Annotated in this window: 12 protein-coding genes; 6 read left to right on the forward strand and 6 right to left on the reverse strand. The window is 41.4% G+C overall.

Annotated features, from left to right (window positions below; genetic code table 11):
• The first annotated feature begins 224 nt into the window (after window positions 1-224).
• The 3 genes from V7L05_RS11490 (at window position 225) to V7L05_RS11500 (ending at window position 2,459) form a co-directional block, all read left to right on the forward strand.
• The gene (locus tag V7L05_RS11490; RefSeq protein ID WP_335164276.1) at window positions 225-1,586 is read left to right on the forward strand and encodes a serine/threonine-protein kinase; all 1,362 of its coding nucleotides are present in this window, start codon (window positions 225-227) and stop codon (window positions 1,584-1,586) included.
• A 235-nt stretch (window positions 1,587-1,821) separates the two neighbouring features.
• A complete protein-coding gene (locus V7L05_RS11495) occupies window positions 1,822-2,094 on the forward strand; it encodes a DUF2281 domain-containing protein (protein WP_335164277.1) in 273 nt (90 codons plus the stop codon).
• 2 nt (window positions 2,095-2,096) lie between these two features.
• Complete coding sequence (locus V7L05_RS11500; RefSeq protein ID WP_335164278.1) at window positions 2,097-2,459, forward strand: type II toxin-antitoxin system VapC family toxin; 363 nt, start codon at window positions 2,097-2,099, stop codon at window positions 2,457-2,459.
• A 99-nt stretch (window positions 2,460-2,558) separates the two neighbouring features.
• On the opposite strand, the gene V7L05_RS11505 is transcribed toward V7L05_RS11500, so the two are convergent.
• The 6 genes from V7L05_RS11505 to V7L05_RS11530 form a co-directional block, all read right to left on the reverse strand.
• On the reverse strand, window positions 2,559-3,797 hold the full coding sequence (locus V7L05_RS11505; RefSeq protein ID WP_335164279.1) for a M20 family metallopeptidase: 1,239 nt from the start codon (window positions 3,795-3,797) through the stop codon (window positions 2,559-2,561).
• Window positions 3,798-3,895: 98 nt separating this feature from the next.
• Entirely contained in the window at window positions 3,896-4,588 is a 693-nt protein-coding gene (locus tag V7L05_RS11510) for a DUF4337 domain-containing protein (protein ID WP_335164280.1), read from the reverse strand.
• Window positions 4,589-4,951: 363 nt separating this feature from the next.
• A complete protein-coding gene (locus V7L05_RS11515) occupies window positions 4,952-5,854 on the reverse strand; it encodes an undecaprenyl-diphosphate phosphatase (protein ID WP_335164281.1) in 903 nt (300 codons plus the stop codon).
• Window positions 5,855-6,279: 425 nt separating this feature from the next.
• On the reverse strand, window positions 6,280-7,941 hold the full coding sequence (locus V7L05_RS11520) for an ArnT family glycosyltransferase (RefSeq protein WP_335164282.1): 1,662 nt from the start codon (window positions 7,939-7,941) through the stop codon (window positions 6,280-6,282).
• 310 nt (window positions 7,942-8,251) lie between these two features.
• On the reverse strand, window positions 8,252-8,932 hold the full coding sequence (gene bioD, locus V7L05_RS11525) for a dethiobiotin synthase (RefSeq protein WP_335164283.1): 681 nt from the start codon (window positions 8,930-8,932) through the stop codon (window positions 8,252-8,254).
• Window positions 8,932-10,653, reverse strand: a complete 1,722-nt coding sequence (locus V7L05_RS11530) for a protein kinase domain-containing protein (protein WP_335164284.1) — start codon at window positions 10,651-10,653, stop codon at window positions 8,932-8,934. The genes bioD and V7L05_RS11530 overlap by 1 nt, the downstream gene beginning before the upstream one ends.
• A 1,165-nt stretch (window positions 10,654-11,818) precedes the next feature.
• Between V7L05_RS11530 and V7L05_RS11535 the strand changes: the two genes are divergently transcribed.
• From V7L05_RS11535 to V7L05_RS11545, 3 genes are all read left to right on the forward strand, one after another.
• Window positions 11,819-12,835, forward strand: coding sequence for a ribose-phosphate pyrophosphokinase (locus V7L05_RS11535; RefSeq protein ID WP_335164285.1), 1,017 nt, complete (start codon window positions 11,819-11,821; stop codon window positions 12,833-12,835).
• A gap of 116 nt (window positions 12,836-12,951) precedes the next feature.
• Window positions 12,952-13,074 carry a hypothetical protein gene (locus tag V7L05_RS11540; protein WP_335164286.1) on the forward strand — a complete coding sequence of 41 codons (123 nt, stop codon included), beginning with the start codon at window positions 12,952-12,954 and terminating at the stop codon, window positions 13,072-13,074.
• Between the two features lie 74 nt (window positions 13,075-13,148).
• Window positions 13,149-13,823 carry a Uma2 family endonuclease gene (locus tag V7L05_RS11545; protein WP_335164287.1) on the forward strand — a complete coding sequence of 225 codons (675 nt, stop codon included), beginning with the start codon at window positions 13,149-13,151 and terminating at the stop codon, window positions 13,821-13,823.
• Window positions 13,824-13,886: the final 63 nt, after the last annotated feature.

Genomic DNA, 13,886 nt, shown 5'->3' on the forward strand with positions numbered 1-13,886 from the left:
ATGCTTAGGTCTTCCTATAGAAAATACACAATCTCTGGCTTTTGTCAATTTTTCTGTGAAGAAAGATGTTTATAATGAATAGCTTTTTAAGGGGGTTGGGGGATCTCTTCTGCATAAGTCCTAAGTTAGATCAGCAGTTGCCACAAAACCTCAATCTTCCTCTCTGCGCCTCTGCGTGAGCTTTACTAATTTACCAACGCCAACCACCATAACTCACAAAAAGCGTGTCAGAATCAACATTAGCCATCAATAAATGTGAGTATATGTTCTGGCGAGACGGACAGCTAATATACAACAGCAAATACAAAATAGAAAAATACTTGGGTGGTGGCGGTTTTGCAGTTACCTACCAAGCGATGCATACCAAGCTAAACCGCCGAGTTGTCATCAAAACCCCCAACATCAGCGTCCAAAACGATCCAGACTATCCCAAGTATGTTGAACGCTTCAAAAAAGAGGCACAGATGCTGGCAATGTGTTGTCCAGACTCACATCCTCATATTGTGCAAGTATTCGACTTTTTTGTTGAAGAAAATGGTCGCTACTGCTTAGAGATGCAATATATAGCAGGTCAGAGTTTATGGCAATACGTGCAAGACCAAGGGAAATTAGCCGAAACTGAAGCTATAAAATACATCCGCCAAATGGGTTTAGCCTTGGTAGATGTACATAAAAAAGGAGTTTTACATCTTGATGTCACTCCTCCTAATATTATGCTCAACTTTAATTCAGGGATTCCTAACTCTGGCAAAGCGGTGTTGATAGACTTTGGTATTGCCGGCGATATGTCCCCACCGAGTACCCTGTCTAGGTCTTTTGGTAACAAAGCATTCGCACTTTATGAGTTAATACACAAAGGAATCCGTCACCCAACAGTTGATATCTACTGTTTAGCTGGATCATTGTACTATGCCATTACTGGACAACGCCCCACCAATTCCTTTAACCGTAAGTATGACCAAGAGGAATTAGTACCACCAAAGCAACTTGTCCCCAGTCTCAGCGATGCGGTAAATGAAGCGATTCTGCAAGGCATGGCATTAGAGGCAAAAGACCGGCCCCAGACAATGGAAAAGTGGTTGAATTTACTCTCCTCCTCGCAAACTAATCTAACAGAAGTGATATTAGCTTCAGATGTAGGGGTAAATTACCAAAATCTAGAAAATTTACTCAAAGCGGGTCAATGGAAAGCAGCAGACGAAGAAACCACCAGAGTCATGCTGAAAGTAGCCAAAAGAGAACAGCAAGGCTGGCTTAATTATGAATCCACTGAAAATTTTCCCTGCACAGACTTACGCACAATTGACCAATTGTGGGTAAAATACAGCAATGGTCATTTTGGCTTTAGCGTACAAAAACGCATTTGGCTAGAATGCGGTGGCAAAGTAGATTATAAAACGGAGTATCTTTTGGGCGATCGCTTAGGCTGGCGCAATAACGACTCTTGGCTATCAAGAAATGAATACAACTATTCGCTAGACTCTACCCAGGGACATTTCCCTCACTGTCTTTACATCACATCTCCCTTAATGCAGACTTTTTACGACTCCATTAAAATAATTTTTCTCTCGCGTCCAGATTTGTAAATTGTAATCTATAAAGGTTTTCGAGATTTGTAAAACTTTGTGAACAAGATATATTCCACGAAGCCTTGCAGGTTCTCGCTTTTCGTTACCTGGCACTGTTTAAATAGGCGATGCACTAAGGCGCACGCTTGGCAAACACAAAAAGCCGAAATCAATATTTCAATATTAGATAATATATAAATGTAATATATAAATCAATACCCAGTTTTTCAACCTTGTAAACACAAGGCTAATAATGACTACTAAGGAACAAATTAATCAAGAACTAGAAAAATTACCTGAACCCTTATTACAGGAAATTTTAGATTTTGTGCAATTTTTGCAAGCCAAACATCAAACAAACAGCATATCTTCAGATAGCCAATCTGCTCAAACGGTTACAACAGAGCATACCTTAACAGGTTCTACTGCTGAAGATTTATTAGAATTTGTGGGCAGTTGGGAAGGTTCAGATATTAGAGAATGCCTGCAACTAGTTCATGACAGTCGGATACCTCTAGAATTTTAATTATGTATCTCTTGGATACTAATCACTGTTCCTTCTTGATGGAAGGTGTGTCTAGCGTTGTAAATCACTTGCGATCGCTTGGTCAGATACAATTAGCAATCAGTGTTATTGTTGCTGGTGAGTTGCACTTTATGGCACAAAACTCACATCAAAAAGCTGCTAATTTAATAAAAATCAATGCATTTCTCAAACGAATTAACCTATACGGAATCGACAAAGAAACAACAGAAATCTACGGTGATTTTAAATCAGAAATTATCAAACAATTCGCCGCAAAAGAAAAAAATAAACGTAAAAAAACCAAACTAAATACCATAGGCATTAGTGAAAATGACCTCTGGATAGCTGCTACATGTTTCATCTGATAGCGACTTTGAGCGAATGCGATAAGTAAGAGAAATTTCTTGGGAAAGTTGGGTGTAAATTAAACAGGGTAAAAAAACAGCTAATTTACACCTACTCAATTAATTCAAAAACTTCTCCACACATCTCACAAATATTTCCACACCCATTCCCAAGGCGGTTTCGTCAAAATCAAACCGGGGATGATGATGGGGATACGCCAAATCTTTCGCGGGGTTAGCAGAACCTAAAAAGAAATAGCAACCGGGAACCTCTTGCAAGAAGAATGACATATCTTCAGCAGCCATAGTTTGGCATTCTGGCACAATACCCATCGGGGTCTCTACCACTTCTTCTGCTACTGTTCGCACCAATTCTGCTATCTTAATATCATTAATTACTGGTGGATAAAGTGCCCAGTATTCTAAGTCATAACTCGCACCATGACTTTGACAAATTCCAGCAATAATCTGCTCGACGCGCTGGTTGAAAAAGCCTTTCAAACTAGGATTAAAATACCTGACAGTAGCACTCATTCTCGCTGTATCAGCAATCACATTCCGCTTGGTTCCAGCATGAAGTTCGCCCACTGTCACCACTGCTGAATCAATGGGATTAACATTCCGAGCGACAATGGTTTGCAGAGCATTTACAATTTGGGCAGCAACTACTACCGAGTCAACAGTTTGATGGGGTAGTGCGCCGTGTCCACCTTTGCCCAAAATTGTGCAGTTAAAGCACTCCACAGCTGCCATCAACGCCCCAGCACGTACACCCACTGTTCCCAAGGGCAAATTATTCCACAAGTGCAAACCAATAATCGCGTCAACATCAGGATTTTTCAGAACTCCAGCTTCAATCATCGGCTTTGCGCCTCCTGGTGATTCTTCTGCTGGCTGAAAGATAATTTTCACGATACCAGAGAAGTCTTGGCGATGCTGCTGGAGATGGTAAGCTGTACCTAAAGCGATCGCAGTATGTCCATCATGTCCACAAGCGTGCATCACTCCATCATGCTGCGATTTGTACGGCACTTCGTTGAGTTCTTGGATTGGCAAAGCATCCATATCTGCCCGAATCGCTAAAACTTGGGGAGTGGGGAGTGGGGAGTGGGGAGTGGGAAGTTTGCTACCTTTGATGGTGGCAACAATGCCAGTGTGGGCAATGTCAGTTTGATGCTCAATTCCCCATTCTTGCAGCTTTTGTGATACAAACTCAGCCGTCAGTTTTTCTTGAAAACCCAACTCTGGTTGTTGATGCAATCGCCGCCGCCACTCTACTAATTGCGGTTGCAATGAACGGATTGTCAGTCGGATGCGAGATAGGTCAACAGAAGAGGGATTGGGAAAGGTAGAAACCATTATAAAGACAAACTAGTTTAAGTACAGCTAACGCAAGTTTATTTTCCTAGTTTATCGTAGGGAATGGGGAAGAATCAGAATCTTCTCAATCACTCAATTCACAACACTTTCGGATTTGGTGAAGTGCGAGTGGAAAGCACTATTTTTTTTTCGGCTGGCTTTTCTAAAAAATTTTCGGATAGTAATTTGGTCAAGGCATCGGGGTGTAGTTGCCAATTTAATAATCCAGATAAGCCCATGACCAAGCCAAATATAGTTGGAACCAAGGCGAGGTAGAACAACCATTTTTTCTGAGATAGAGATGTGATGGCAAATAGCGAGACAGAGAGCGATAAGGAGGCATCAGCTAGGTCAAACTGGTCGTCATGGTAATTCAGCTGGTCATAGGTTGTTTGATCTTTTTCGGCAACTGCCTTCTGTTCCTGCTTTTTCTGGTCTTCTTTATCAGCAATTACTTGATAAGCCGCAATCTGTTTTTCATAGTCAGCCCTCACCGGAGAAGGTTGAGAAACAGATTGCAATTTGAGTTGCGTCACATTAGATTTGGCTATTTCTTCACGAATATTACGAGCTTGGTATAACGCCCAATCGTCAACTTTATTTGCTTGAGCTTGCTGCATTGCCTGAACCAGATTATCGTCTTTGACTTTGCAGATTCCCATAAAGGTTGCGATCAATGCAACTGCAATTGCAACAGCACTATTTAAACGACTTTTGCGTTTTTCGCGGTTAGCTGACGTTTCGGGTTCATCGTTTTCCGGCTCAACTAGGTCAATCGGGTTTATGTCCATATTGTTATACCAATTTCACAACCCCTTTCGGGGTGGGAGTAGGGAGTGGGGAGTGGGGAGTGGGGAACAGAAGAGAAAACTAGAGATAGAAAACTTGGTTTTAAGCCTCGCCCGATGTTAAGCGGCTTAGTTTCCCCACTCCCCACTCATTTCAAGATAAAAGAATGTTTTTAGTGCCGAAAAACTTTTGGATTATTCATGTAATACTGCTGCTCTCAGTTTTCTGTTCCGATGCTACTAAGCTGTTCTACATTTAACTTGCTCCCATTAGGGCGGGCAAGATGCCCACCCCACAATAATTATGTTTAATTTGGTTATGCAAATTAGATGTTTTTCAGCTTAATACTCCATTATCAGTTCAAATCAATTTTGCAACCAACCAGCCATCACAGCAACTATCAAAAATACACCCATTGCCAAGCGGTAGAAAATAAAAATCAAGGTACTGTGTTTTTCCAGGTAGCGTAGGAGTCCCCAAATTGCTAGAAAAGCGGAAATGCTGGCGGAGATTAAGCCCACCAACAAAGTCAACCAACCAGCCGCACTCAGTCCGGCTTTCGTAAGTGTGTGGAGTTCTACAGCACCTGCCAAAATCACGGCTGGTAAGCCCAACAAAAAAGAAAATCGGGCTGATGTCTCCCGTTTCATGCCCAAAAATAACCCGGCGGTGAGGGTGGAACCAGAGCGAGAAACGCCAGGGATGAGGGCAAAAGCTTGAGCAACTCCTACCCAAATGCCATCCCAGAGATTGAGGTTGTCGAAAGTGCGATCGCGTCCTCCGCGTTTTTCAGCGATCGCCAGCAATCCTGACATAATAATTGAAGCCGCACCAATAACTACTAACCCTCGTATTGGTGAATTACAAGCGTTAAGAATTGGTTTGAGTAGCACACCAGCCACAGCAATGGGCAAAGTTCCTATCAATAAACCTAACATCAGTTGCAAAGAACTAGATTGATAGTCTTGCCTGCTAATTGCTCTAATTGTCTCTCCGGTTAATTTTTTTAAGTCTTGCCAAAAATAGACTAAAACAGCAGTTAAACTAGCTAACTGCATTGCTGCGGAAAAAGCAGACCCCGGATCTTTCAGTCCCAGTAGAGTTGGCACTATCCGCAAATGAGCAGTACTGCTAATTGGCAGTAGTTCTGTAATTCCCTGAACGATGCCTAAAATAATCACGTCAATCCAGCTAAAGTTAGCAAAGTCTAGATTTACTTCGCTACCGTTGCCACAGACTGCACTCGCCACCGCAAAAGAAAGCATCATGATATCAGGCGTAACTAATTTACTGTTAATCAAATACCGACAAACTAACTTATGCCAGTGACGTTTCTGTGACTAAGATATGGCACTTGGATGACATTTAATATCAATACACCGTGTAAATGTATCGTGTATTCGCGCAGCGTACCGTCAGGCAAGGAATACCATTTGGTAATTCTAAAAACGTCTTTAACTATTCATATTTCGCACAGACAAAGCTGCTAATGAAGTGGTGTTTTAGTCCCAAAGATGAAATAAGGCAGGTAAATCCTGCCTGATGTGTCACTAGAGTTAGGTTAATTTCATCCTTACTCACCATTGCACGTCTTATTGACAAAGGTATTACCGAGTTATGTCAAAACTGTGACTGCACCAGTTGTAAACCTTCTACCTTTGCCTTGATTGTAAAATGGGTGAAAAGTGACCAATTAGGTGTCTTTTCTAGCCAAAATAATCATCCTATTATCAAGAAATTCTATATCTTGAGGGTACATCCAGATTGGAGTTTTTTTTAGTTCCTGATCAAAGATGATTTTATAAGGATATTTTTCACTAATTAAGTTATTAAAAAATTGCTTACTAGTAGGATAATATAAGCCTGCTCTTCCCCTTATAAACCTACCAAAAGTCATAGAGTTTATCAAAATATAATCGGGTTTTCTGGATATTAACTCTTTGAGAGAGTACCATTGTTCATTTGGCTCTTTCTCCGCAAATTTTAGTTTTTCCAGAAGCCATTTATTGTCTTTAAATTGTTGTTTAAATACTCTATATCTTCCTCCAATGAACGGCATTCTTACAACTGTAAACTTCATCTCAGGCAATTCACTCATATCTGGAGTATACGTTGTCTGTTCTATTGAGCTACCTTTTGGTATATTTTCTTTAATCCATTTCCTAGCTATCATTCTTGGTTCTTCTACAAAACTCTTGCCTACATTTACACTACAAAGTACGTTGTAGCTGATTAAAGCTATTAGAAGTATTGATACAGCTACCCTCTTATTTCTTAATTTTTCCCAAAATGGCGCAGACATTATTAGTAAATAAGGTACGATAGGCAGCACAAAACGAGGAACTATTCGTGGAAAAGAACCAAACTTATAATAATAAATTAAAAATACACCCATAAGTAATAACATAGCTTTCTTTTCCATCCAGTTTTGATTCCTAGAAAAAACTAGATAAATAGAAATCAAGATAGCTATAAAGAAAATAACAACTGATGGCCACCCAATAATCGTTGGAATAGTTACAAAAAATTTCCAATAAGAATTGCCTGTGTGTTGCCCCTCGTATACAGGAGTAATAATATAGTTATACAAAAAATCAGATCGAAAAGTGGGATAATCAAGTATTGCGAAGGGATTACCTACTATAAAACCTATAACTACCATAGATAATCCTACTATTAATTTCTTGCTAAAAAGTAATTTTTTCCATAATAAATAATTCAATGAAAAAATATGAGCCAAAACAATTGCTAGTCCTATAGGCAACCCATTATATTTAGTAGCTGTAGCAATACCCGTAAAAAAGCCAGCTAAAATATAGTTTCGTAAACCTCCATGCAACAGTATGTTTTGACTAAAGTAAAAAGCTAGTAACATGCCAAATGTTACTGGTATATCTGTCGTTAAATAGTGAATATGAACTATAAAGGTAGCGCTAGTAGCAAAAACAACTGTGATAATTCGAGCAGAAAACAAACCAAAAAAATTTTTGGTAATTTGGAAAACTAGGACAATTGAACCTAAAAAAAGAAAACCTGTTAAAACTTGCGCCCAAATAAGGATAATAAAATCAAGAGTATTTTGAGGTATATGTAGAATTGTACCTAAAAGTCCTAAGGGGAATCTATCTAGAAAAAAAATATAATATGTATAGAATGGTGGCTTTAAAAATTCGCCAGGATTTAGTGGCATTTTCCCTGCAAGAAATAAGTTTTTAAATGCCATTTGATCGGGATGCCAAGACTCGACTATACCCCAATTAATTCCATACAGACAAGAACAAAAAGTCAAGATCACAACTGCTAATAAAAACCTGTCTACTTTCAAAGAATGGAAAATTTCAATTTTCTTAGACATAAACTTATTCTCTACGCACTCAGTAATATTGGGAAGTATTCAAGCAAATTTTGGTATCGGCTCAACAATCAGGGGTGGGCTGTTTGGGTCGATGGTTTGCAGGAGCCTATCTACTGGTATCTGCGTCAACTGCTTTTGCATCATGCATCATATTCTATAATGCCGCACGACCTCTAAAATCATAATTTTCTTGCGCTACCCCTACTTATTGAGCCGATACAAAAAATCAATTTAGCGATCGCCTGACGTTTCTGTTCGTCGGTCACTTCTAAATAACGCTACTGTTAATACCTAATGCCCAATCCCCAATTTAAAATGTCAGCGTTTCCCAATCTAAATCTGATGCTATTTGAGCAAGTTTATCTAAATCAGTCAGGTTATCTAAATAGGGCAAGCAGCCTAAAACTGGCGTGTTGGTGAGTGATTGAATCAATTGCTGTGGTGTCCAGTCGGCTATTTCTGCATCCGTTCGGGGTTGTACGCAGTTCAAAACAATGCCTTTGAGATTGACGCGCGATTGTCTAGCTAATGCTACATTCGCCACTGCTTGAGCGATCGCACCTAATCTAACGGGCACTACCAATACCGTTGGTAAACGCCATTCTCCCGCTAAATCGGCTACCGTTAATTCTTCTGTTACTGGCGAACCTAATCCTCCCAAGGCTTCTACAAGCACAAAATCACGATGCGATCGCAATTTAGATAAAGCTTGCCACACAAGTGCTAAATCTACTCGGCGGTTTTCCCGTGCTGCTGCTATCGGAGGAGCTAAAGGTGCTTGAAAGTATAAAGGTGTAATTTCTTCTGCGGTTTGTTCTAGTGTAAATAGCTTTTGATACCACTCGCGATCGCCAATCCCCGATTGAATCGGTTTCATGATTCCCCAGCTACGCTGCGGATAATATTTTTGCCAATAGGCTGCTAATGCTGTTGTTAAAACAGTTTTACCAGCTTCGGTATCAGTTCCAGTAATCAATAGTGTGTTTAACATTAATTTCTTTGGCCAGAAAACGGTTGTGTTCCATCAACCGGGGGAAAAGTTGGCGTTTCACCACTCGGAGGAAGCAGGGTGGGTGTTTCTGTCGGAATTGGGAAGGGTGTCTCTGTTGGAATTGGAATCGGTGTTTCTGTGGGAATTGGAATTGGTGTCTCTGTGGGAATTGGAATCGGTGTTTCTGTCGGAATTGGGAAGGGTGTTTCTGTAGGTGTTGGTTTGACTGGTTTTTCTAATGCAACATTGAGATTGTAATTGCTTTCGGCTACTCCTGAAACCAGTGTTAACTCAATAGTATATCTACCAGTAACCAGTAATGTGCTTTCATAAGATGTTACTTGCTGGGCATTATTATTAATTGGTTGTTGATTAGGACTTAAGACTGTTAGCAAAACGCTGTTTCTTGGGTCAATAAAAGCAGTTAACTTGTCACCTTCCTGACCAAAAAAAGTGTACCGGATTATTTGATTTGTTTTGAGAGTATCTTGAACCGTGGCTGTGTTATTAAATGCTGCCAGATTGAGGCGCTTAGTAGATACAACAGGTTGATCGTTAGTGGGTGTGGGTGTGGGTGTGAATGTAGTACCACCAGAAATCACTGGTGAAGGGAAATTTTGTGGAAGCGTCTCAGTTGGTGGTGTTTTCGGCTGACTGCGGATGGAACTTACCAGCGCCCAAGAACCAAATCCCGCGATGATCACTACAGCAGCGCCAATTGCGGCGATCGCTAAGGGATTATCCAAGACTGAGCTAGTGGAACTTGGTGGAATCACAGGATCGGGTTGTTTCCTGGGCGAAGTTGCTGGTCGTACTAGCTGAGGACGGCGACCAACAGCCATTGTTTGCAAGTTCGATACATCGGGAGTAGAAACACTGGGTTGAGCCAGAGATTGCAGTGCTTGGGATACATTAGCAGCACTTTGATAGCGATCGCTCGGTATATGATTCAACATTCGATTCAAAACCAAGGCAAATCGCGGATTAACTCTTACCCACCGTTGCCAATTCCAAGTTAGTTGGTTTTCGTCAAATAGCTCCCTTGGTTCTTTACCAGTCAGCAAAACAATTGCACTCACCGCTAATCCATACAAATCACTACTAGGATAAGCTCCCCCTGTTTGCATTTGTTCACTAGGAGAGTAGCCTAATTTTCCCACAGTGGTTTCTGGCATTGCACTCTCTGGCGATCGTAAACGCGTTGCCAGTTCCTTTACCACCCCAAAGTCAATTAATACAGGTTTAGCGTCACTATCTCGCAAAATAATATTTTCTGGCGAGATATCCCGGTGAATAATCCCTCGACTGTGAATATGCTCTAAAACAGGCAGCAATAATTGTATCAGCCGCAAAACTTCAGCTTCTGTGAAGGTTTGACCCATAGCTTGACGTTCAGCCAGCAGAGTTCGGTACGTTTGACCTGCAACGTAGTCCTCCACCAAAAATAAGCGTTGGTCTTGCTCAAATCTTTCCCGGAATTTAGGTATTTGTGGGTGTTGTATTTGATACAAAATAGCCGCTTCTCGGTAAAAAAGCTCTTGTGCCTTCTCCCAAGCCAAAGCCTCCGTTGCTGTTGGAATCAATTCCTTGATCGCGCAAAGTTCGTTAAAACGCCTCTGATCTTCTGCCAGATAAGTTCTACCAAATCCTCCTTGTCCGAGAATTTGAATTATGCGGTAACGGTTTTGCAAGACAGTGCCAACTGTAATGGGTGGTTGCATGATCGAATGATTGAGTGTAGTAGCAACTGAGGAGAAAGTCACCCACAAAGATTAAGTCCAAGAGGCGACATACAGTTACCTGCGGCAATATTCTACTATACCCAATGGGTATATCCCCAGCAGGGCAAGGTTGTTTCCTACTGCTTGAAGGAGAATTCAGGAGTCAGAATTCAGGAGTCAGAATCAAGACGCTTATTCAGCGTTCGATGGTTCCTGAGCGAATGGCACTAAGAAAAGATATAGCCCCTGCCCTCACTGTTTAAGAGCCTCCAGGCTCTTAACCGATTCTGGGAGGGCTGCCGCCTCCAGGGGCTTGACCAGAGGCAGAGCCTATGAGAATACATTCCCAGCCTCCCGGCTGGGAATGAGGCTACACAAGCCTTTGGGCTTTACAAGCGTGCCATTCGTTCAGTAACCATCGTACAGAATCTGCAAACACCACCAGGTTTTTTGTCCATTGTCGCGGTCGCATGGCAGCTAAACAGTACGCCGACTTCTTGGAACTAGTTGCTATGGCAGTAAAGATTTTTCTACTACTGAAGTCGGTCGAGAGTTCATAAGTATGCTGTCGCCTGCCTGTGTCAGGAGAATTAGATTGAACAACTTTCCCTGGTTTTTTGAAATTTATTTATCTTAGTAAAATTACTTACAACTTTTTACCAAGCTGATAGTAGCCTTGTTGGGTAATATTTTGATATTAAAAAATACATTTTTATACAATCTTTATCTAAAAATTTATACGTGAGTAAATTATGTTCAGTGCTAGAGAATCATAGACATATTCTTTTTTGTCAATGCGTAATTAGTAGAACAATAAGCTACATTTTGGATACTTAGACAGAAGTGTTATACTCTTATAAGAACAAACTTCAATATCACTTAAGTTATAAATGAGGTAGTTAGCAGAAGCTATCTAGCAAACCAATTTTTAAGAGATTGGGTTATTTACCTCAGCTCAAAAAATTTTAACTATAGACCTAGTGGACGGTCTTGATGTCCGTTAAGCTATCAATAGCTTGTAAACCTTAGAAAATTAGACAATTAGCAAATTATAATTTTATGGAAAAATGTTTTAATTTTGTATGGAAGCTTCAACAAAACTCACAGATGTTTTTTTAAGCGATTTCTCGGTTAAATCTATTAAATCTCTAATGAGAATATTGCTATGAATGCACATAGAGGATCTGCTGTGCTCAGTTCTGCAACTTTCAAAGTGCAACCATCTGTAACAGGACTAACGAATAATCATCGCCTGCGGCTGTTTTCTGGCTCTGCCAATATACAACTGTCTCAAGAAGTCGCTAGTTATGTGGGCATGGATTTGGGGCCAATGATTCGCAAAAGATTTGCGGATGGAGAACTTTACGTTCAAATCCAAGAATCGATTCGGGGTTGTGATGTCTATTTAATCCAGCCATGTTGTCAACCTGTGAACGATCATTTGATGGAATTATTGATTATGGTTGACGCCTGTCGTCGAGCTTCGGCGCGACAGGTAACGGCAGTAATTCCCTACTATGGCTACGCCCGCGCCGATCGCAAAACGGCAGGACGAGAGTCAATAACCGCCAAGCTGGTTGCTAACTTGATCACTGAAGCCGGTGCCAACCGCGTTCTCGCAATGGATTTACACTCGGCTCAAATTCAAGGCTATTTCGATATACCCTTTGACCATGTTTACGGTTCGCCAGTATTGCTGGATTATCTAGCAAGCAAACAACTGCCCGACCTGGTGGTTGTTTCCCCCGATGTTGGTGGTGTAGCACGAGCTAGGGCATTTGCAAAAAAACTGAATGATGCTCCACTGGCAATTATTGACAAACGTCGTCAGGCACATAATGTTGCCGAAGTGTTAAATATCATCGGCGATGTTAAAGGCAAAACGGCAGTGTTGGTGGATGACATGATCGACACTGGGGGCACGATCGCAGAAGGGGCGCGATTACTGCGTGAAGAAGGAGCGCGTCAGGTATACGCCTGTGCAACTCATGCGGTGTTTTCTCCACCGGCGATGGAGCGGTTATCCAGTGGCTTGTTTGAGGAAGTCATTGTGACAAATACGATTCCCATACCAGAAAACAACCGCTTTCCACAATTAGTGGTGCTGTCTGTAGCTAATCTTTTAGGAGAAACTATCTGGCGGATTCATGAAGATACTTCAGTCAGTAGTATGTTTCGCTAGACTGTCATTCGTGTTACTGGCGTAAATTACCCACATTGACCCCTTGATCGGGTACAATGTGGGCTTTTAGTTACATAACTCAATACGCTTGGGTTAAGGCTTAACTGTTTGTCAAAGTGAATTTTTTTTTAACGAACCGCGAAGGAAGAGAAGGAAGAGAAGGAAAAGAAGGAAGAGAACGTCCCTTGTGGGCGATCGCACCTCTGCTCCCAGTACAAGAGCTTTTTCATGTGCGCTAGTAAAATGGATGCAGCACTGCCAAATTAAAATACTTTGATTCAGTTTGGACAATTTGGGTAAAGAGGACAAAGGGATGGTTACAACTCCTAAAAAAGTGATTTCAGTTTTACCTCTGGAAAATGGCGATCGCTTATCTCGCTGCGAATTTGAGCGTCGCTATCAAGCAATGCCGCATTTAAGAAAAGCTGAACTGGTTGAAGGAGTTGTATATATCATGGCATCCCCACTCAGAATTAAAAGTCATGGGGAACCACATGGAAACCTGATCGGGTGGTTGTGGAACTATAAAACGGCAACGCCTGGCCTTGTTCTGGGAATTGAACCCACAGTGCGTTTAGATGCGGATAATGAACCACAGCCTGACGCGGTACTATTCATTCCGGGCAGACAGGCGTTGATTAGTGAGGATGATTATATCCAAGGCGCACCCGAACTGGTGATAGAAGTGGCAGCAAGCAGTGCAGCCATCGATTTACATGATAAAAAACGCACCTATCGACGGAATGGAGTACAAGAGTATATTGTCTGGCGAACATTAGATAATCAGTTGGATTGGTTTAGGCTGCAAGCGGACGAGTATGTTTCGCTACCAACCGATGAGCAGGGAATTATTCGCAGTCAGGTGTTTCCGGGGTTGTGGTTGCCGGTACCTGCCTTACTGTCAGGAGAAATGGCAACGGTGTTATCTGTGTTACAAGCAGGTTTAGCTGCCACTGAACATCAAGAATTTATGCAAAAGTTAAAATAATTCCTAATTCGTAATAGAGCCTCCGGCAAGCTACGCGAACGTAATTAAGTTTTGTAAGGGGGA

This window comes from Nostoc sp. (assembly GCF_036917755.1).
Taxonomy (GTDB): Bacteria; Cyanobacteriota; Cyanobacteriia; order Cyanobacteriales; family Nostocaceae; genus Nostoc.

Coding starts and splice junctions, on each gene's coding strand:
- V7L05_RS11495 (WP_335164277.1), top strand. CDS start 1,822: ATGACTACTAAGGAACAAATTAATCAAGAACTAGAAAAATTACCTGAA.
- V7L05_RS11500 (WP_335164278.1), top strand. CDS start 2,097: ATGTATCTCTTGGATACTAATCACTGTTCCTTCTTGATGGAAGGTGTG.
- V7L05_RS11505 (WP_335164279.1), bottom strand. CDS start 3,797: ATGGTTTCTACCTTTCCCAATCCCTCTTCTGTTGACCTATCTCGCATC.
- V7L05_RS11510 (WP_335164280.1), bottom strand. CDS start 4,588: ATGGACATAAACCCGATTGACCTAGTTGAGCCGGAAAACGATGAACCC.
- V7L05_RS11515 (WP_335164281.1), bottom strand. CDS start 5,854: ATGATGCTTTCTTTTGCGGTGGCGAGTGCAGTCTGTGGCAACGGTAGC.
- V7L05_RS11520 (WP_335164282.1), bottom strand. CDS start 7,941: ATGTCTAAGAAAATTGAAATTTTCCATTCTTTGAAAGTAGACAGGTTT.
- bioD (WP_335164283.1), bottom strand. CDS start 8,932: ATGTTAAACACACTATTGATTACTGGAACTGATACCGAAGCTGGTAAA.
- V7L05_RS11530 (WP_335164284.1), bottom strand. CDS start 10,653: ATGCAACCACCCATTACAGTTGGCACTGTCTTGCAAAACCGTTACCGC.
- V7L05_RS11535 (WP_335164285.1), top strand. CDS start 11,819: ATGAATGCACATAGAGGATCTGCTGTGCTCAGTTCTGCAACTTTCAAA.
- V7L05_RS11545 (WP_335164287.1), top strand. CDS start 13,149: ATGGTTACAACTCCTAAAAAAGTGATTTCAGTTTTACCTCTGGAAAAT.